At 70.2% G+C, this 18,511-nt stretch carries 15 protein-coding genes and 1 pseudogene; 11 read left to right on the plus strand and 5 right to left on the minus strand.

Features of this window, described 5'->3' with window-relative positions; genetic code table 11:
* Positions 1 to 91 precede the first annotated feature (91 nt).
* Positions 92 to 4,213, plus strand: coding sequence for a HAMP domain-containing protein (locus Raf01_RS07965; protein ID WP_203917048.1), 4,122 nt, complete (start codon positions 92 to 94; stop codon positions 4,211 to 4,213).
* Between the two features lie 2 nt (positions 4,214 to 4,215).
* Positions 4,216 to 4,755: a response regulator gene (locus Raf01_RS07970; RefSeq protein WP_203917112.1), complete on the plus strand. Its 540-nt coding sequence runs from the start codon at positions 4,216 to 4,218 to the stop codon at positions 4,753 to 4,755.
* Positions 4,756 to 4,805: 50 nt separating this feature from the next.
* Here the strand turns inward: Raf01_RS07970 and Raf01_RS07975 are convergent, their stop codons facing one another.
* Complete coding sequence (locus Raf01_RS07975) at positions 4,806 to 5,123, minus strand: STAS domain-containing protein (protein ID WP_203917049.1); 318 nt, start codon at positions 5,121 to 5,123, stop codon at positions 4,806 to 4,808.
* Positions 5,124 to 5,242: 119 nt separating this feature from the next.
* Here Raf01_RS07975 and hemL point away from each other — a divergent pair, with 119 nt between their 5' ends.
* From hemL to Raf01_RS08020, 9 genes are all read left to right on the plus strand, one after another.
* Positions 5,243 to 6,610, plus strand: coding sequence for a glutamate-1-semialdehyde 2,1-aminomutase (gene hemL, locus Raf01_RS07980; RefSeq protein WP_203917113.1), 1,368 nt, complete (start codon positions 5,243 to 5,245; stop codon positions 6,608 to 6,610).
* On the plus strand, positions 6,607 to 7,251 hold the full coding sequence (locus tag Raf01_RS07985) for a histidine phosphatase family protein (protein ID WP_203917050.1): 645 nt from the start codon (positions 6,607 to 6,609) through the stop codon (positions 7,249 to 7,251). The genes hemL and Raf01_RS07985 overlap by 4 nt, the downstream gene beginning before the upstream one ends.
* Positions 7,251 to 7,829, plus strand: a complete 579-nt coding sequence (locus Raf01_RS07990) for a TlpA family protein disulfide reductase (protein ID WP_203917051.1) — start codon at positions 7,251 to 7,253, stop codon at positions 7,827 to 7,829. Before Raf01_RS07985 ends, Raf01_RS07990 begins: the two co-directional genes overlap by 1 nt.
* Positions 7,830 to 8,630, plus strand: coding sequence for a cytochrome c biogenesis CcdA family protein (locus Raf01_RS07995; protein WP_203917052.1), 801 nt, complete (start codon positions 7,830 to 7,832; stop codon positions 8,628 to 8,630).
* Positions 8,630 to 10,252 (plus strand): cytochrome c biogenesis protein ResB, encoded by a 1,623-nt coding sequence (gene resB / locus Raf01_RS08000; protein ID WP_203917053.1) that lies wholly within the window; start codon positions 8,630 to 8,632, stop codon positions 10,250 to 10,252. Before Raf01_RS07995 ends, resB begins: the two co-directional genes overlap by 1 nt.
* A complete protein-coding gene (gene ccsB / locus Raf01_RS08005) occupies positions 10,252 to 11,265 on the plus strand; it encodes a c-type cytochrome biogenesis protein CcsB (RefSeq protein WP_203917054.1) in 1,014 nt (337 codons plus the stop codon). Before resB ends, ccsB begins: the two co-directional genes overlap by 1 nt.
* Before the next feature lie 105 nt (positions 11,266 to 11,370).
* Positions 11,371 to 12,831: a menaquinone biosynthesis decarboxylase gene (locus Raf01_RS08010; protein ID WP_203917055.1), complete on the plus strand. Its 1,461-nt coding sequence runs from the start codon at positions 11,371 to 11,373 to the stop codon at positions 12,829 to 12,831.
* Between the two features lie 114 nt (positions 12,832 to 12,945).
* Positions 12,946 to 13,854, plus strand: coding sequence for a menaquinone biosynthesis prenyltransferase MqnP (gene mqnP, locus Raf01_RS08015; protein ID WP_203917056.1), 909 nt, complete (start codon positions 12,946 to 12,948; stop codon positions 13,852 to 13,854).
* 155 nt (positions 13,855 to 14,009) lie between these two features.
* On the plus strand, positions 14,010 to 14,666 hold the full coding sequence (locus tag Raf01_RS08020) for a UbiX family flavin prenyltransferase (protein WP_203917114.1): 657 nt from the start codon (positions 14,010 to 14,012) through the stop codon (positions 14,664 to 14,666).
* A gap of 18 nt (positions 14,667 to 14,684) precedes the next feature.
* Here the strand turns inward: Raf01_RS08020 and Raf01_RS08025 are convergent, their stop codons facing one another.
* From Raf01_RS08025 to Raf01_RS08040, 4 genes and pseudogenes are all read right to left on the minus strand, one after another.
* Positions 14,685 to 14,927 carry a BldC family transcriptional regulator gene (locus Raf01_RS08025; protein ID WP_239133447.1) on the minus strand — a complete coding sequence of 81 codons (243 nt, stop codon included), beginning with the start codon at positions 14,925 to 14,927 and terminating at the stop codon, positions 14,685 to 14,687.
* A 462-nt stretch (positions 14,928 to 15,389) separates the two neighbouring features.
* Positions 15,390 to 16,016 (minus strand): putative glycolipid-binding domain-containing protein, encoded by a 627-nt coding sequence (locus Raf01_RS08030; protein WP_203917057.1) that lies wholly within the window; start codon positions 16,014 to 16,016, stop codon positions 15,390 to 15,392.
* 78 nt (positions 16,017 to 16,094) lie between these two features.
* Positions 16,095 to 17,732: a DEAD/DEAH box helicase gene (locus Raf01_RS08035; RefSeq protein ID WP_203917058.1), complete on the minus strand. Its 1,638-nt coding sequence runs from the start codon at positions 17,730 to 17,732 to the stop codon at positions 16,095 to 16,097.
* Between the two features lie 203 nt (positions 17,733 to 17,935).
* Positions 17,936 to 18,511: pseudogene (locus Raf01_RS08040) on the minus strand (hypothetical protein); the annotation flags it as partial.

Below are 18,511 nucleotides of genomic sequence, written 5' to 3' on the forward strand. Positions count from 1 at the left end.
TCCGGCTGTGCTCGCCGTAGGTGGGTCGCAATTCGGACCTGAGCGGGCCATGATGGGTGCGGTCACGCCGCCCGCGACTGTGAGGAGTGACATGACTACGGTGGACAAGGAGCTGGTGGGCCTGCAGGGCGAGGCCCCCGTGCTGGCCGCGCTCGCCGATGCGCTGCGCCGGGTCCGCGACGGAGACTTCAAGGTCCGGATGTCCCGCCGGACCGGCGCCGCAGGCGAAGTCGTCGACCGGTTCAACGAGGTCATGGCGTTGCTGGAGCGGCGAAATCGGGAGCTTCTTCGCATCGGCCGGGTAGTCGGACGAGACGGCCGGATGACCGAACGTGTCGACGAGGAGCACTTCGACGGCGCCTGGGCCGACGGCGTACGCGCGGTGAACAGTCTGATCGACGACCTGGGGCGGCCCACCACCGAGATCGCCCGGGTGATCGTGGCGGTGGCCGAGGGCGACCTGTCCCAACACATGGCCAACGAGATCGACGGCCGGCCGCTGCGCGGCGAGTTCCTGCGCATCGGGCGGGCCGTGAACACGATGGTCGATCAGCTGTCGTCGTTCGCCGACGAGGTGACCCGGGTGGCCCGCGAGGTGGGCACCGAGGGGAAGCTGGGCGGCCAGGCCGACGTCCGGGGCGTCTCCGGCACCTGGCGCGACCTGACCGACAACGTGAACGTCATGGCCGCCAACCTGACCGGTCAGGTGCGCTCGATCGCGCAGGTCACGACCGCCATCGCGCACGGCGACCTGTCCCAGAAGATCACCGTTTCGGCCAAGGGCGAGGTCGCCGAGCTGGCCGACACGATCAACTCACTCACTGACACCCTCCGGCTGTTCGCCGAGGAGGTGACCCGGGTGGCCCGCGAGGTGGGCACCGAGGGGAAGCTGGGCGGCCAGGCGGAGGTGCCGGGGGTCGCGGGCACCTGGAAGGACCTCACCGACAACGTCAACTCGATGGCGTCGAACCTGACCAGCCAGGTGCGGAACATCTCTCAGGTCTCCACCGCGGTGGCCCGGGGCGACCTCAGCCAGAAGATCACGGTGGCTGCCCAGGGCGAGATCCTGGAACTCAAGGACATCGTGAACACGATGGTCGACCAGCTGTCGTCGTTTGCCGATGAGGTGACCCGGGTGGCCCGTGAGGTGGGTACCGAGGGGAAGCTGGGCGGGCAGGCGCAGGTACGCGGCGTGTCGGGCACCTGGCGGGACCTCACCGAGAGCGTGAACCAGCTGGCCTCGAACCTGACCAGCCAGGTGCGGAACATCGCGCAGGTGACCACGGCGGTGGCCCGGGGCGACCTGAGTCAGAAGATCACGGTCGACGCCCGGGGCGAGATCCTGGAGTTGAAGTCGACGGTGAACACGATGGTGGATCAGCTGTCGTCGTTCGCCGACGAGGTGACCCGGGTGGCCCGTGAGGTGGGTACCGAGGGGAAGCTGGGCGGGCAGGCGCAGGTACGCGGCGTGGCCGGCACCTGGCGGGACCTCACGGACAACGTGAACCAGCTGGCCGCCAACCTCACCGGCCAGGTGCGGAACATCGCGCAGGTGACCACTGCGGTGGCCCGGGGCGACCTGAGCCAGAAGATCACGGTCGACGCTCAGGGCGAGATCCTGCAGTTGAAGTCGACGGTGAACACGATGGTCGGCCAGCTGTCGTCGTTCGCCGACGAGGTGACCCGGGTGGCCCGTGAGGTGGGTACCGAGGGGAAGCTGGGCGGCCAGGCGCAGGTCAAGGGCGTCGAAGGCACGTGGCGGGACCTCACCGACAACGTCAACTCGATGGCGTCGAACCTGACCAGCCAGGTGCGGAACATCGCGCAGGTGACCACGGCGGTGGCCCGGGGCGACCTGAGCCAGAAGATCACCGTTGACGCTCAGGGCGAGATCCTGGAGTTGAAGTCGACCGTGAACACCATGGTGGATCAGCTCTCGTCGTTCGCCGACGAGCTGACCCGGGTCGGTCGCGAGGTGGGCATCGAGGGGAAGCTGGGCGGCCAGGCACAGGTCAAGGGCGTCGCCGGCACCTGGCGCGACCTCACCGAGAATGTCAACCAGCTGGCCTCCACGCTCACCAACCAGTTGCGCGCGATCTCTCAGGTGTCCACCGCGGTGACCCGGGGCGACCTGACCCAGCGGATCACCGTCGAGGCCCAGGGCGAAGTCCTGGAGCTGAAGGACAACATCAACCAGATGATCGTGACGCTCCGCGAGACCACGAAGAAGAACGCGGAGCAGGGCTGGCTGGACTCCAACCTGGCGCGCATCGGCGGGCTGCTCCAGGGCCAGCGCGACCTGGTCGAGGTCGGCCGCATGATCATGAACGAGGTGACCCCGCTGGTCGAAGGCCAGCTCGGCGCCTTCTTCCTGGCCCGGCTGGACGACGGCGCGATCCGGCTCGCGCTGACCGCGTCCTACGGGTACGTCGCGCCGGACACCGAGGTCGTCTTCGCGCCCGGTGAGGGGCTGGTCGGGCAGGCGGCAGTGTCCCGCCGGCTGATCCGGGTCGACGCGCCGTCCGGGCGCCGGCTGACCATCCGTTCCGGGTTCACCGAGATCGCGCCGGTCGACCTGGTCGTCCTGCCGGTGCTGTTCGAGGGCGAACTGCTCGGCGTGATCGAGTTCGCGTCGGTACGCGCGTTCTCCGAACTGCACCTGTCCTTCCTGGAGCGGCTGGTCGCCGCGATCGGGGTGGCGCTCAACACCATTCAGGCCAACCGGCGCACCGAGGAACTACTGGCGCAGTCCCAGCGCCTGGCGCACGAGATGCAGGAACAGTCCGCGGAACTCCAGCGCACGAACGCCGAGCTGGAGGACAAGACCATGGTGCTGTCCGAGCAGAACGTGAACATCGAGACCAAGAACCGGGAGATCGAGCTGGCCCGGCTGGGTCTGGAGGAGAAGGCGCAGCAGCTCGCGCAGGCGTCTCAGTACAAGTCCGAGTTCCTCGCGAACATGAGCCACGAGCTGCGCACCCCGCTCAACTCGCTGCTGCTGCTGGCCCGGTTGCTCGCCGACAACTCCGACCTCAACCTCACCGCCAAGCAGATCGAGTTCGCCCGGACCATCCACAGCGCCGGGTCCGACCTGCTCGCGCTGATCGACGACATCCTCGACCTGGCCAAGATCGAGGCGGGCCGGATGGACGTCGAGCCGGCCGAGGTACGCCTCGCCGACGTGCGCGGGTACGTCGAGCAGGCGTACGCGCCGCAGGCCGAGGAGAAGGGCCTGCGGATGGAGGTGGAGCTGGCGCCGGACGTACCGCCGGTGATCGTCACCGATCCTCAGAAGCTCCAGCAGGTACTGCGCAACCTGCTGTCCAACGCGCTGAAGTTCACCGACTCCGGCTCGGTGACGATGCGGATCTCCAAGGCGGAGCCGGGTGCCAGCGTCGACGAGCCCGCGTTGCGGACCGCCCGCAACGTCATCGGGTTCACCGTGACGGACACCGGCATCGGGATCCCGGACGACAAGCTGGCGCTCATCTTCGAGGCGTTCCAGCAGGCGGACGGCACGACCAGCCGCAAGTACGGCGGCACCGGCCTGGGCCTGTCCATCAGCCGCGACCTGGCCCGGCTGATCGGCGGCGGGATCGCAGTGTCCTCCACGCCGGGCGCGGGCTCCAGCTTCACCCTGTACCTGCCGGATGTCCTGCTGCCGGACACCGTGGTGAACATCGCCCCGCCGATCACCGCGAACCACCAGGCCCGGTCCGGTCCGGCGATCCTGCGCCCGGCGCCGGCCAGCTCTCCGGCCCGGATCGCGTCGCAGGCGGCGCACCAGCTCGACGGCGCCACCGTGCTGATCGTGGACGACGACGTACGCAACGTGTTCGCCCTGACCAGTGCCCTGGAGCTGCACGGCATGACGGTGCTGTACGCGGACAACGGCGCGGACGGCATCCGCCTGCTCACCGAGCATCCCCGGGTACACATCGTGCTGATGGACGCGATGATGCCGGACCAGGACGGGTACGAGACCACCCGCGCAATCCGGCGCAACCGCAACTTCGCAGACCTGCCGGTCGTGTTTCTCACGGCGAAGGCGATGCCCGGCGACCGGGAGTCGGCGCTGTCGGCCGGTGCGAGCGACTACATCACCAAGCCTGTCGATCTCGACGAACTGCTTGAGCTGATGGCCTCATGGGTATCAGGAAAGAACGCGTGGCCGGGTGGCACCGGCGGCGACAAGGAGGGCTGGGCGCCATGACGATGAGCGGTCGGATTGACGGTGTGCCGGCGAAGGCACTTCTGGTTGACGACCGGCGGGACAACCTCATCGCGCTGGAGGCGATCCTCCAGGGGCTGCCGGTAGTACCGGTGGCCGTGGAGAGCGGCGAGGCGGCGCTCAAGCAACTGTTGATCGACGATTTCGCGGTGATCCTGCTCGACGCCCAGATGCCGGAGATGGACGGCTTCGAGACGGCTGCCCACATCAAGCAGCGCGAACGCACCCGGCACGTGCCGATCATCTTCTTGACCGCGGCGGATCGCGACGCCCAACTGGCCCTGCGCGGGTACGCGGCCGGTGCGGTGGACTACCTCACGAAGCCGTTCGACCCGTGGGTGCTGCGAGCCAAGGTGTCGGTGTTCGTCGAGCTGTGGACGAAGACCCGGCTGCTGGAGGCCCAGGCCGACGCCGCCCGGCAGTTCAAGTCGCTGACCACGGCGGTCGACGACGCGGTGACGATCCTGCGTGCCGGAGAGGACCCGGACCGGGCGCTGGAGATCCTGGAGAGTGCCCGCGGCTAGGCCCGGGTCCGCCGCCTGAGTCCGCCGTGGGTCGGGCTGCCCCGACCGGCTCAGTGAATCATCAGGGCCGGGCGCAGCCCGGTGATGTCCAGTACCCGCAGGAGGAAGTCGCCGACCTGGGTGAGCACAAGGCAACTCTGTGCCATCGTCGCCTTGCGGGACAACACCACGAGCGTGCCCAGACCCTGTGAGTCACAGAATGTGACACCGGCCATATCGAGCACCACCCGCGGCGGGGCATCGCTGAACAATTCGGTGATCGTGCTTGACAGTTTGGGTGCTGTGGACATGTCGATCTCGCCAACGAGAGTCACGACCGCTTCGGACGGCTCGTTACGCACCGAGATGGACAACTCCGGACGCTCCACCCGCTAAGCCTATCGTGGGTATCCGCATCTGGCAGCGCCGCGAATCTTGCCGGCCCCCCTGCGGTCAATATGTAGCGTGCTGACATAATGGCCGAGCCGTGACCGAGACTGACCGTGCCCTGCAGGACGCCGACGCGTCGGCGCCGTCCACCGGCGCCCCGAAGACCTCGGCGCCTTCCGCGTACCCCTCAGACGCCCCCGCCTCCCAGGCGCTGTTCGACCGCGCCCGGGCGATCGTGCCGGGCGGAGTCAATTCGCCGGTACGGGCCTTCCGTGCGGTGGGCGGCACACCCAGATTCATGGTCAGCGGCTCGGGCTGCTGGCTGACCGATGCCGACGGGCGCCGCTACGTCGACCTGGTCTGCTCGTGGGGCCCGCTGATCCTGGGCCACGCGCACCCGGCCGTGATCGACGCGGTGACCGCCGCCGCCTCCAGGGGGACCAGCTTTGGCACCCCGACACCGGGCGAGGTCGACCTGGCCGAGGAGATGGTCCGGCGCACCGCTGTCGACGAGGTACGGCTGGTCAACTCCGGCACCGAGGCCACCATGTCGGCGATCCGGCTGGCCCGCGGGTACACGGGGCGGACCCGGATCGTGAAGTTCGCCGGGTGCTACCACGGCCACGTGGACGCGTTGCTGGTCTCGGCCGGCTCCGGAGTCGCCACGCTCGGCCTGCCGGACACGCCGGGGGTGACCGGGGCGTCGGCCGGCGAGACGATCGTGCTGCGCTACAACGACATCGACGCCGTCGAGGCCCTGTTCGCCGAGCAGGGCGACCGGATTGCCGCGGTGATCACCGAAGCCGCGGCCGGAAACATGGGCGTGATCGCGCCCCGGCCGGGGTTCAACGCCGCGCTCGCCCGGATCGCTCACGAGCACGGTGCGCTGCTGATCGTCGACGAGGTGATGACCGGGTTCCGGGTGTCGGCCGGCGGCTGGAACGGCCTGGAGCCGGTGGACGCCGACCTGTGGACGTTCGGCAAGGTGATGGGTGGCGGCCTGCCCGCCGCGGCGTTCGGTGGCCGGCGAGACATCATGTCCCGGCTCGCCCCGGCCGGCCCGGTCTACCAGGCCGGCACGCTGTCTGGAAACCCGCTGGCCTGCGCCGCCGGGCTGACCACGCTCCGGCTGGCCACCCCCGAGGTGTACGCGCGGCTGGATGCCACCTCGGTCACGATCCGGGACTTGGTGACCAGTGCTCTGGCCCGGCACGGCGTGCCGCATCGCCTGTCGGTCGCCGGCAACATGTTCTCGATCTTCTTCACCGATGTCGAAGTGTCCAACTACCTCGACGCGCAGACTCAGGACGTGGCCGCCTTCCGCGCGTTCTTCCACGCCATGCTCGCGCACGGCGTCTACCTGCCGCCCAGCGCGTACGAGGCGTGGTTCGTCTCGACCGCGATCGACGACGAGGCACTGGACCGGATCGAGGCGGCGGTGGACGTCGCGGCTGCAGCGGCCGCCGAGGTGGGAGGCACGGCGTGAAGACCGTCGTCCACGTACTGCGTCACGGCGAGGTGTTCAACCCGGCGAAGGTGCTGTATGGGCGACTGCCCGGGTACCAGCTCTCCGAGCTGGGCGTACAGATGGCCAAGGCGGCGGCCGAGTCGCTGGCCGGGCACGACGTGACGCACCTGGTCGCCAGCCCGCTGGAGCGGGCCCAGCAGACCGCCGAGCCGTTCGCCGACCAGTTCGGGCTGAAGACCGCCGTGGAGGAGCGGCTCATCGAGGCCGCGAACGTGTTCGAGGGCAAGCGGGTGTCGGTCGGCGACGGTGCGCTGCGCGATCCGCGCAACTGGTGGGCCCTGCGCGATCCGTTCATGCCCTCGTGGGGCGAGCCGTACAAGGTGATCGCCGAGCGGATGACCGCGGCGCTGCACGCGGCCCGGGACGCCGCCGCCGGACACGAGGCGGTCTGCGTCTCCCACCAGCTGCCGATCTGGACGCTGCGGATGGCCATGGAGGGCAAGCGGCTGTGGCACGACCCGCGCCGCCGCCAGTGTGCGCTGGCGAGCCTGACCAGCTTCCACTTCGAGGACGCCCGGATGACCGGGGTCTCGTACAGCGAGCCGGCCGCCCACCTGATCGTGAAGTCACCCACCGCCCGTACCGCCAAGGGGGCCTGATGCGTCGCATCCTGCTCGCAGCCGCCGCGGTCGCCGCGCTCGCCGTGGCCGCCGCCGGGTGTTCGACCGGCGCGAACGCGGTCAGCCAGACCGCCGGGGACAGCAACGGGTACGTCGCCGGTGACGGCAAGACGCTGGTGTTCCCGGTCGCCGAGCGCAAGGCGGCGCCCACGATCAGCGGCGCCACCGTGGACGGCGGCAACTACAGCCTCGCGGCGAGCAAGGGCGACGTTGTCGTGCTGAACTTCTGGGCGTCGTGGTGCGCGCCGTGCCGGCTGGAGGCATCCGCGCTGGAGTCGACGTACCAGGCGACGAAGACCAGCGGGGTCACCTTCGTCGGTGTGAACAGCCGGGACGAGAAGGACCGGGCCCAGTCGTTCGAGTCCGACCACACCACGTACCCGAGCCTGTTCGACCCGAAGGGCAAGGTCGCGCTGCGCTTCGCGGAGGTGTCGACCGCGCTGCCGTGCACCGTGATCATCGACCGGTCGGGCAAGGTCGCCGTGGTCATCCGCAATACCGTGACCCAGGACAAGCTGACCCCGCTCATCGACCAGGTCTCGGCAGAGAAGTCCTAGATGGGCCATTCGTTCGCGACCATCGCCAGCAGCGGTCCCTTGCTGCTGGCCATCGGCGTCGCGGCGCTGGCCGGACTGGTGAGCTTCCTGTCTCCCTGCGTACTTCCGCTGGTACCGGGCTACGTGTCATACGTGACCGGGATGGCCGGCGCCGACCTGGACGCCGCCCTCGGTACCGACCCGCTGGGCAGGCCGGTCGTCCGAAACGGCCGGGCCGCCTGGGTCCGCGGCCGGATCGTGCTCGGCAGCCTGCTGTTCATCGCCGGCTTCACCGTGGTCTTCACACTCGCCATCGTGCTGGTCGCGCGGGCCGGACGGTCGCTGCAGGCGCACGAGCGGGTCGAGGAGATCGTGGTCGGCGCCGTGATCATCGTGCTCGGTCTCGCGTTCATGGGGTTCATCCCGGGGCTGCAGCGGGAACTGCGGCTGCACCGGCTTCCCGGTGCCGGGCTGGCCAGCGCGCCGCTGCTGGGCGCCGTCTTCGCGCTGGGGTGGAGCCCGTGCACCGGGCCGACCCTGGCGGCGGTGTTCGGCCTGGCCCTGAACGGCGGGCAGTCCGGGCGGGCGGTCACCCTCAGCATCGCGTACTGCCTGGGCCTGGGCATCCCGTTCCTCGCGTTCGGGCTGGGGCTGCGCCGCCTGCTCGGCGTGTTCGTCGTGGTGCGCCGGCACAGCCGGTGGGTGACCCGGATCGGCGGGGGCCTCCTGGTGCTGGTCGGGCTCGCGCTGCTCACCGGTGCCTGGGGCGAGTTCATCACCTGGTTCACAGCCACTGTCGGCTCGGGCACGGCGGGTATCTGATGGCCGCGCTGGACGAACTGACCACCGAGGCGCCGGCCGAGCCGCCGTCGCGGGGGCTCGGGCCGGGCCGGGCGCTGATCGGCGTCGGCCGGCGGCTGTGGCGCTGGCTGACCAGCATGCGTACCGCGCTGATCCTGCTCTTCCTGCTCGCGCTCGCCGCGATCCCGGGCTCGCTGCTGCCCCAGCGGAACCTGAACATCGACAAGGTCAACCAGTACCTGGCCCAGCACCCCACCCTGGGACCGCTGCTGGATCACCTGTGGGCGTACAACGTGTTCGCCTCGCCCTGGTTCTCCGCGATCTACCTGCTGCTGTTCGTCTCGCTGGTCGGGTGCCTGATCCCCCGGCTGCGCGCGCACATCGCCGCGGTGATGCGGGTACCGCCGGAGGCGCCGAGTCGGCTGGACCGGCTGCCGGCGCACGCCGAGAGTCTCGACCTGCCGGGGGATCCGGCGGAGATCGCCGGCCGGCTGAACGACCTGCTGCGCAAGCGCCGGTTCCGGGTGAAGGTGCGCGAGCAGGCCGGCGGCGGGCTCACGGTCAGCGCCGAGAAGGGTCACCTCAAGGAGACCGGGAACATCCTGTTCCACTTCTCCCTGCTTGCCATCCTGATCGCGGTGGCGCTCGGGTCCTGGTACGGGTACCACGCCGACCGGCTCGTGGTGCAGGGCGCCGACCAGGGGTTCTGCAACACCCTCCAGCAGTACGACGAGTACGGGCTGGGTGCCCGGGTCAGCCCCGGCAGCCTGGAGCCGTTCTGCCTCGACCTGACCAGCTTCGAGGCCAAGTACCTCTCCAACGGTGAGCCCAGCGTCTACAAGGCGTTCGTCGACTACACCCTCGGCGACGGGCCGGCGAAGTCGACCACCATCCAGGTCAACCACCCGCTGCGGCTGTCCCACGCGCGGATCTACCTGCTCGGCACCGGGTACGCGCCGGTGGTCAAGTACACCGACAAGTACGGTCACTCGCAGACCGAGGTCGCTCCGTTCCTGTCGAGCGACGCGATGCAGACCAGCAGCGGCGTGATCGAGTTCCCGGACGCCAACGTCGATCCGGCCAAGGGTGTCGATCCGAACCACAAGCAGCAGGTCGCGTTCAGCGGGATCTACCTGCCGACGGTGCCCTCCGACCCGTCCGTCGGCCAGTCCGCGTTCCCGGCCGAGCGCAATCCGGCGCTGATGCTGACGGAGTACCAGGGCGACCTGGGCCTGGACGCCGGCATCCCGAGTTCGGTCTACAGCCTCGACCAGCACCAGATCGACACCGGCCGGCTGAACAAGGTCGGCGACCCGATCCAGCTCAAGCCCGGGCAGACCAAGACGCTGAGCGACGGTACGACGATCCAGTTCCTGGGTACCCGGCCGTGGGCGACCATGCAGGTGCGGTACGACCCCGGTGAGACGCTGGTCCTGGTCGGCGCCGTGTGCCTGCTGCTCGGCCTGATCGTGATGCTGCTCGGCAGGCGGCTGCGGGTCTGGTTCCGGATACCGCCGCAGGGTCCGGTGACCGCCGGTGCGCTGGCCCGCAGCGTGTATCCCGGATTCACCGCGGAATTCGAGTCGATAGTGCAAGACACCCGGGCCGATCAATCGCGGCCCACCTCGAGAGGAACACAGTGATGGCCGCCCTCTCCGATCACCTTCTGTTGCTGGCGATCCTGGCGTACGCCCTGGCGATGCTGACGTACGCGGCCGAGTACGCGTTCGGCAACCGCAGCGTCGTGGCCCGGGTCGCGGTGCGCGAGCACCGGCGTGAGCTGGTCGGCGCCGGGGCACCGGTCGTCGACACGCTCGACGAGCCGGGGCCGGTCGACCTGCTGGACGAGCCGCAGCCCACCGAGCCTCAGCCCACTGGGCCGGGCGCCGACCCCCGGATCGCGGTCTGGGCGGGCCGGGCGGCGGCCACGCTGACCCTGGTGGGCTGGCTGGCGCACCTCGGATGCGTGGTGACCCGCGGCTTCGCCGCCCACCGGGTGCCGTGGGGCAACATGTACGAGTTCGTGCTCGCGGTCACCCTGGTCGGCGCGACGGCCTGGTTCGTGCTGCTGCTGCGCCGGCCGAGCATCCGGCCGCTGGGGCTGTTCGTCACGCTGGCCCTGGTGATCCTGCTCGGCATCGACGGGGTGAAGCTCTACACCCCGGTGGCTCCGCTGGTACCGGCGCTGAACTCGTACTGGCTGAAGATCCACGTCACGGCGGCGGTCACCGCGTCCGGCATCCTCATGGTGGGCTTCGTCGCGGCGGCGCTGACCCTGATCCGCACCGGTCACGAGGCCGGCAAGACCCGGTTCCCGTACTCGCTCGGCGCCCGCCTGCCCGCCGCCGACGGGCTGGAGCGGCTGGCGTTCCGGCTGCACGCGTTCGCGTTCCCGATCTGGACCTTCGCCATCATCTGCGGCGCGATCTGGGCGGAGGCGGCCTGGGGCCGGTACTGGGGCTGGGACCCGAAGGAGACCTGGGCGTTCATCGCGTGGGTGATCTACGCGGGGTACCTGCACGCCCGGGCCACGCCCAGCGTGAAGCGCACGATCGCGACCTGGATCGCGGTGGTCGGCTGGGGCGCCATGATGGTGAATCTTTTCGTGGTCAACCTGGTCGTTTCCGGCCTGCACTCGTACGCCGGGGTCAACTGAGCCGAGGGGCGCCCGCCTCCTCCGCGACCCGGCTCCGGCCGCGCTGTGCGCGCAAGTGGCGGGGGTCATGTGGGAGCGCGCGGCGACGCTTGTCAGACTGGCGGCATGGCGCCGCGCGGATTCCCGTACCCCGATCTCAAGGACTTCCTCTCCGCGCTGGAACGGGCGGGTGAGCTGCACCGGGTACGGGTACCGGTCGATCCGACCCTGGAGATCAGCGAGATCGTCACCCGTACCGTGCGCGCCGGCGGCCCGGCCCTGCTGTTCGAGAACCCGACCCGGGGCCGGATGCCGGTGGCCGTCAACCTGTTCGGTACGCACCGCCGGATGGCCATGGCGCTGGGCGTCGAGGATGTCAACGAGATCGGCGCCCGGATCGGTGAGCTGGTCCGGCCGGAGCTGCCGGTCGGCTGGTCCGGGATCCGCGAGGGCCTGGGCAAGCTCATGCAGCTCAAGTCGGTACCGCCGAAGCACGTCAAGTCCGCGCCCTGCCAGGAGGTCGTCTACAAGGGCGACGACGTCGACCTGAACCGGCTGCCCGGCCTGCAGACCTGGCCCGACGACGGCGGCACCTTCCACAACTTCGGCCTGACCCACACCCGCCACCCGCAGACTGGTAAGCGCAACCTCGGCCTGTACCGGCTCCAGCAGCACGACGAGCGGACGCTGGGCATGCACTGGCAGATCCACAAGGACTCGACCGCGCACCACGCCGTCGCGGAGCGGCTGGGCGAGCGACTGCCGGTGGCGATCGCGATCGGCTGCGACCCGGTCGTGTCGTACGCGGCGACCGCCCCGCTGCCGGCCGACATCGACGAGTACCTGTTCGCCGGCTTCCTGCGCGGCGAGCGGGTCGAGATGGTGGACTGCCTGACGGTACCGCTGCAGGTACCGGCGCACGCGCAGATCGTGCTGGAGGGATACGTGGAGCCGGGCGAGCGCCGGCCCGAGGGGCCGTTCGGCGACCACACCGGCTTCTACACGCCGGTCGAGCCGTTCCCGGTGCTGCACGTCGAGTGCATGACGACCCAGCGGGACCCGGTGTACCACTCGATCGTCACGTCGAAGCCTCCGCAGGAGGACGGCGGCATCGGGTACGCCACCGAGCGGATCTTCCTACCGCTGATCAAGATGCTGGTCCCGGACATCGTCGACTACGCCATGCCCGAGCCCGGTGTCTTCCACAACTGCCTGATCGTGTCGATCGACAAGCGGTACCCGAAGCACGCGCAGAAGGTGATGAACGCGATCTGGGGCGCCCACCTGCTGTCGCTGACCAAGCTCATCGTGGTGGTCGACGACGACTGCGATCCGCACGACTACCACGAGGTCGCGTTCCGGGCCTTCGGCAACGTGGACTACGCCCATGACCTGCTGCTCACCGAGGGGCCGGTGGATCACCTGGACCACTCCTCGTACCAGCAGTTCTGGGGCGGCAAGGCGGGCGTCGACGCGACCCGCAAGTTGCCGACCGAGGGCTACTCGCGTGGCTGGCCGCCGGCAGCGGTGATGTCGCCCGAGGTGGTGTCGCTGGTGGACCGGCGATGGCAGGAGTACGGCCTGTGAGCGGGGAAGGCAGCGGCATGAGCGAGGATGTGGCATGACCGAGCGTATGCGAGGGAATCGGAGTTGCAGCGTGCGTGTGCCTCATGCCAGACCGCAGCGCAGCGAGGATCTGGCATGAGTGCTGTAGCGGCCGGGCCGCGGCCGAATCCGGTACGGGCGTTCCTGCGCCTGGTCATGATCGAGCACTCGATCTTCGCGCTGCCCTTCGCATACCTGGCCGCGCTGACCGCGATGGTGACCGCGCCCGGTGGTCCCAACGTGCAGTGGGGCACCCTCGGGCTGATCACGGTGGCGATGGTGGCCGGGCGCACAGTCGCCATGGCCGCCAACCGGATCATCGACCGGAAGATCGACGCGCAGAATCCGCGTACCGCCCACCGTGAGCTGATCACCGGCGCGGTGTCGTCCCGTACCGCCTGGCTCGGCCTCATCCTGTCGCTGGCCGTCTTCCTGGTCAGCGCGGCGGCGCTGAACTGGCTGAGCCTGGCGCTCGCCCCGCTGGCCGTGTTCGTGCTGGTCATCTACTCGTACGCCAAGCGGTTCACCAACTACCCCCAGGCGTTCCTGGGACTGGCTCAGGCGGTGGCGCCGCTGGGTGCCTGGATCGGGGTGACCGGGCGCTGGTCGTGGCCGGCATTCGTCCTCGGTCTGGCCGTGGGCAGCTGGATCGGCGGCTTCGACTGCATCTACGCCTGCCAGGACTACGAGGCCGACAAGCGGATCGGCATCGGGTCGGTGCCGGTGCGCTGGGGGATCGCCGGCGCGCTGCGGATCTCCTCGGCGGTACACGTCGTGACGGTGCTGCTGCTCGTCTGGTTCGGCGCGCTGACCGGCTACGGCTGGCTCTGGTGGCTGGGGCTGCTGCTGATCGCGGTGGTGTTCGTCTACGAGCACTCGATCGTGAAGGCCGACGACCTGTCCCGGGTCAACCGGGCCTTCTTCACCGCCAACGGAGTGATCGGGATCGCGCTGTTCGCGTTCGCCCTGGCGGATCTGGTGATCCGGCAGGGGCTGCGACCGTGAGCGCCGGCAACGCCGGGTCTGAGTCGGTGACGCCGGCCGAGGGCGCCGGTTCCGAGCCCGTGGCACCCGCCGCAGGCGGTGGGTCCGAGTCCGTGGCGCCCGCCGCGGACGGTGGGTCCGAGCCGGCCGCCGTCCGGGAGGACGGCCCTGTGCCCGTGGCGAACGCTCAGCGGGCGCCGCGCGTCCCGTGGGTGGTCGGCGTGTCCGGGGCGTCCGGAACGCCGTACGCGGCCTCGGTGATCACCGGTCTGCTCGACGCCGGGCTGCCGGTGGACCTCATCGTGTCCCGGGCGGCCCGGCTGACGTTGCTCGACGAGACCGGTGCCGGATTCCGGGACGCCCACTGGAAGGACGACCTGGCGGCCTGGCTCGACCGCGATCTCGCGACCGACGACCTGGCGTACTGGCCGGCCGGTGACCTGGCCGCCGGTCCGAGCAGTGGCTCGTACCCGACCCGGGGCATGGTTGTCGTGCCGGCCAGTACGGCAGCGTGCGCCGGCATCGCCGTCGGGCTGTCCAAGGACCTGCTCCAGCGTGCAGCCGAGGTGAACCTCAAGGAGCGCCGGCCGATGGTGGTGGTGCCCCGCGAGACTCCGGTCTCCCGCAGCCACCTGGAACACCTGATAGTGCTGCTCGACGCGGGTGCCGTGGTGCTCCCGGCCAGTCCGGGCTTTTACGCCTCGGGAGCGCGGGCGACAGGGCGTCAGCTAGTCGACTTCGTCGCCGGCAAGGTGCTGGACGCCCTGGGCGTACCGCATTCGTTGTTCGCTCGCTGGCGCGGAGAGCTTGGCTCGGGCCGCGCCAGCGCCTAACTGGCCCCTAGTCCGCCGTTAATAAGCGGCTCTGTTCCCATTGGGGTACTGTTGGGGCTGCTGTGCGTTATCTTCCGGTTCAGCGAGACCCTCGCCCTCAAGGAGGGCGCGTACCTCGGATTCCCGAAACCGGCGGTGCCCGCCGGGCGTACGGATACTGCCTATCCGTCCCGCCGCGGCCCACCGAGTGACGGTCTTCGGGTCCACCCGGAAAAGCGCTGCCACTTCTCCCGGCGTCAACAGGCGATCTCCCGTGTCCACGACCCCCTCCTCGCGTTCAGCGAAGCTCTGACCTGGCGCGATTTCGGTGCCCGACCAAGGTCTCCGATGGACGTACGCCCATTAAACACCGATGCGCGTGGCCCATCCCGGTAACAAGGAATACGCCCATCTTGTACAGATAGTCGGTATGATTGCGAGCACTTCTCACACTTGCGGCCGATTCGATCATTCGAGAAGTGCCGAGGTGCGCTGATGAGTATCGATGCGGCGAAGTGATTTCGGGTACCGGTGGCAGCCATCACGTCGAGGTGCGCCGGGGTCAGCTGTCCATTATGGACGGTGTGTACGACCCGGCCGGGCGACACGGGTCAGCAGCAACCGGCCCGGGTCGTCGGTGCGTCGCGGCGTGCCGCGAGGGTGGAGAAATGTAGTTCCTTGACCATGTGGCAGGCCCCCCGGTCCGCGACGTCGGCTTATCGAGGATTCTGCCAAAATCAATATCTACGCGGGTAACTGCGAGGCCAAACCCGGATAATGCGTGACGTATCCGTTGGCGTCGACGGACAGGTCCGCGGTGAAGTCGCCGCTGGCGAACCGGACGGTACCCGGATTCACCAGCGTGTACGTCTGCCGGGTCGGCATGACGACCAGCTCCGGCACCAGCACCCAGGCGGCGGTGATGGTGTGCGCCGTGCCGGGAGGCGCGGAGAGCAGACCGAGCCGCCGGATCGGCAGCGTGTTGACCAGCGGGCAGTACGCCAGGTCCACGTCCAGCGCGCCGGCCAGCCGGTCGGGATCCTCGGTGCCGGGCAACCCGGAGCGGGGATGCCCGGCGGCCACCAGGGCGGCGTCGAGGTTGCCCTGCTCGCCGGACGTGACGTGCCACCGACCGTCGGGCCGCTCCAGCTTCACGCTGCGCAGCCAGCCGGCGCCCTCGACCGACACCGTCAGCCGGTGACAGGACCAGCTGGCGTCGGCGAGCAGCTCATAGGTGCAGGTGTAGGGAACCGGGGTGGCAGCGACCATGGTCCCCCGCGCGTACAGGCCGGACCGGTCCTCGAACAGCACGTGCTCCATGCCGCTGGTGTCGAGTCGTTGCCACATCAGCGATCGGGGGGAGACAGCCATGTCCCGACCTTAGTGGCCTTCGATGGGCTCTGGGCGCGACGCGCGGCGCGGCTTCGCCCGTGCCGGGCCCGGGTCGGGTCAGGCCGGGCGCCGGTCGGGACGCCAGCGCGAGCGGCCGTCGCCGTGCCGGCGGTCGTCAGTGTGCCGGCGGTCGTCCGTGTGACGCCGGTCGTCGCCGTGCCGGCGGTCGCCCCCGCGCCGGTCGTCTTCGCGCCGGTCGTCGTACCGCCGGTTGTCGCGGTACCCGCCGCGGTCGCTACGACGCCCGCCCGGGTGCCCGCCTCCGGTACGGTGGCCGTCCCGCCGCGGCGGCCGCGGCTCGTCCGGCGGCACCGGTACGCCGCTCGGCTCCTGGGCACCGGTCAGCTCCACCAGCTCGGGTGTCTCCGGTCGTACCGGAGTCCTGGTCGCGCTGACCCCGGCCTTCTCCATCAGCGCGAAGGTGCCGGCCCGCTGGCGGGGCAGCACCAGGGTGACCACGGTGCCCGCCTCACCGGCCCGCGCGGTGCGCCCGGCCCGGTGCAGGTAGTCCTTCGGGTCCTTCGGCGGGTCGACGTGTACCACCAGGGAGACGCCGTCCACGTGAATGCCCCGAGCCGCCACGTCGGTGGCGACGAGCACCTTCGTGCGCCCCTCCCGGAACTCGGCGAGCGTGCGGGTCCGTACCGCCTGGGTCTTGCCGCCGTGCAGCGCACCGGCCCGGACGCCGACCTGCGCCAGCTGGCCGGCCAGCCGGTCGACGGCGAGTTGGGTCCGGACGAACATGATGGTCCGCCCCTGCCGCGCGGCGATTCGCGAAACGATCTTCAGCTTCTCGGTCGGCGGGATCAGCAGCAGGTGGTGCTCCATCGTGGACACCGCCGCCTTCGGCGGATCCACTTCGTGGGTCACCGGATCGGTCATGAACTTGCTGACCAGCGTGTCGACGTCGCCGTCGAGGGTGGCGGAGAACAGCAGCCGCTGCGCGTCGGCCGGGGTCTGCTCCAGCAGGGCCGTGACGTCCGGCAGGAAGCCCATGTCGGCCATCTGGTCGGCCTCGTCGAGCACGCTGATCTCGATCTCCGAGAGCGAGCACTCCCGGCGCTCGATGAGATCGGCCAGCCGACCCGGCGTGGCCACCAGTACGTCCACCCCGCGGCGCAGGTCGCGGATCTGCTTGTCGTACGAGGTGCCGCCGAACGCGGTGCGGTTGAACACGCCCAGCGACCGGGCCAACGGCGACAGCGCGTCGTTGACCTGCATGGCCAGTTCCCGGGTCGGTACCAGGATCAGCGCACGCGGCCGGCCGGGGGCGGCCTTCCCGCTCGCGGCGACCCGGGCCACGACGGGCAGTCCGAACGCGAGGGTCTTGCCGGACCCGGTCTGGCCGCGTCCGAGCACGTCGCGCCCGGCCAGTGCGTCCGGGATGGTCGCCACCTGGATGGGGAACGGTGCGGTGATGCCATCCCTGGTCAGCGTGCGGACCAGGGCCTCGGGCAGCCCCAGGGCGGCGAATCCGGCGCTCGCCGGGGCGGAGTCCGCCCGGCCGGGTGCCGGCTGGGCGTCGCCCGACTGGGCGTGGCTTGGCTGGGCGTGGCTCGGCTGGGCGTCGCTCGGTTGCTCGGAGGCGTGGTCCGGAGCGTCGCTCCGTCCGTTCGAAGCGTCGTTCAGCTGATCGAACACGGACGGGAAGGAACTCGGGTCGGTGAACGGTGGGCGGGCTGCGGGCAGCGTCATGTGGGTGTGGAAACCTTCCGGAATGCTGGCGTACCTCCGCGCGGCCGTGACACAGCCGCCGCCATGTGGTCCCGGAAGAACGCCCGAACGCGCCCCTCCTGGGCGCGCCATCTCGACAAGTGTACGAGCAGCGCGCAGCTACTTCCCGGGGCGGGTGTCGAGCGTCACCGACCCGCCCCGGGTCCGGTACCACCTGCCGGGGGTCAGCCGCCCAGCGTAACGACCGCGCCGACCACCCCGAGGAGGATGAGTGCCACCACCAGGACGCCCATGCCGATCATGAACTTGGAGTGTCCGCCGGAGGATTCTTCGTCCGGTTGGCCCTGAGCCAGGATCTGGCCGGTCAGCGAACCGGAGTTCTCCATGGCCGGGCTGCCCGGACCGCTGAAACCGGCGCCCGGGCCACCGGGGCCGCCGAACGCGCCACCGGGGCCATTCGGGGCCTGGCCGCCGGCCGGCGGCTGGGCGCCGTACACCGTGCCCGGCCCGCGCTGCCCGTACCCGCCCGACCCGCGTTGCGGCGAGCCGCGCCACTCCAGGCGCTCGACGTACTCGGGTGCCCCGATGGCCTGGGTCTTCTCGGGTTGGCCCGCCGGACGCTCAGTGGGCTGGTCGGCCGGTGGCGCCCCGAACGGCGGCGGGGGCACCGGCGGCCCGGAGAACGGCGGAGCCGACTGCCCGACGGATGCCTGTCCGATCAGCGGCGGGCCGGAGAACGGTCGGCCGGTGGGCGGCGGCTCAGGCGGTTGTCCGCCGAAGTGTGGATCCGACGGTGGCGG

Origin of the sequence: Rugosimonospora africana (genome assembly GCF_016862975.1) — a bacterium.
GTDB lineage: Bacteria > Actinomycetota > Actinomycetes > Mycobacteriales > Micromonosporaceae > Rugosimonospora > Rugosimonospora africana.

Coding starts and splice junctions, on each gene's coding strand:
- mqnP (WP_203917056.1), top strand. CDS start 12,946: ATGAGTGCTGTAGCGGCCGGGCCGCGGCCGAATCCGGTACGGGCGTTC.
- Raf01_RS07965 (WP_203917048.1), top strand. CDS start 92: ATGACTACGGTGGACAAGGAGCTGGTGGGCCTGCAGGGCGAGGCCCCC.
- Raf01_RS08035 (WP_203917058.1), bottom strand. CDS start 17,732: ATGACGCTGCCCGCAGCCCGCCCACCGTTCACCGACCCGAGTTCCTTC.
- Raf01_RS07970 (WP_203917112.1), top strand. CDS start 4,216: ATGAGCGGTCGGATTGACGGTGTGCCGGCGAAGGCACTTCTGGTTGAC.
- Raf01_RS08030 (WP_203917057.1), bottom strand. CDS start 16,016: ATGGCTGTCTCCCCCCGATCGCTGATGTGGCAACGACTCGACACCAGC.
- Raf01_RS08010 (WP_203917055.1), top strand. CDS start 11,371: ATGGCGCCGCGCGGATTCCCGTACCCCGATCTCAAGGACTTCCTCTCC.
- Raf01_RS07990 (WP_203917051.1), top strand. CDS start 7,251: ATGCGTCGCATCCTGCTCGCAGCCGCCGCGGTCGCCGCGCTCGCCGTG.
- ccsB (WP_203917054.1), top strand. CDS start 10,252: ATGGCCGCCCTCTCCGATCACCTTCTGTTGCTGGCGATCCTGGCGTAC.
- Raf01_RS07995 (WP_203917052.1), top strand. CDS start 7,830: ATGGGCCATTCGTTCGCGACCATCGCCAGCAGCGGTCCCTTGCTGCTG.
- resB (WP_203917053.1), top strand. CDS start 8,630: ATGGCCGCGCTGGACGAACTGACCACCGAGGCGCCGGCCGAGCCGCCG.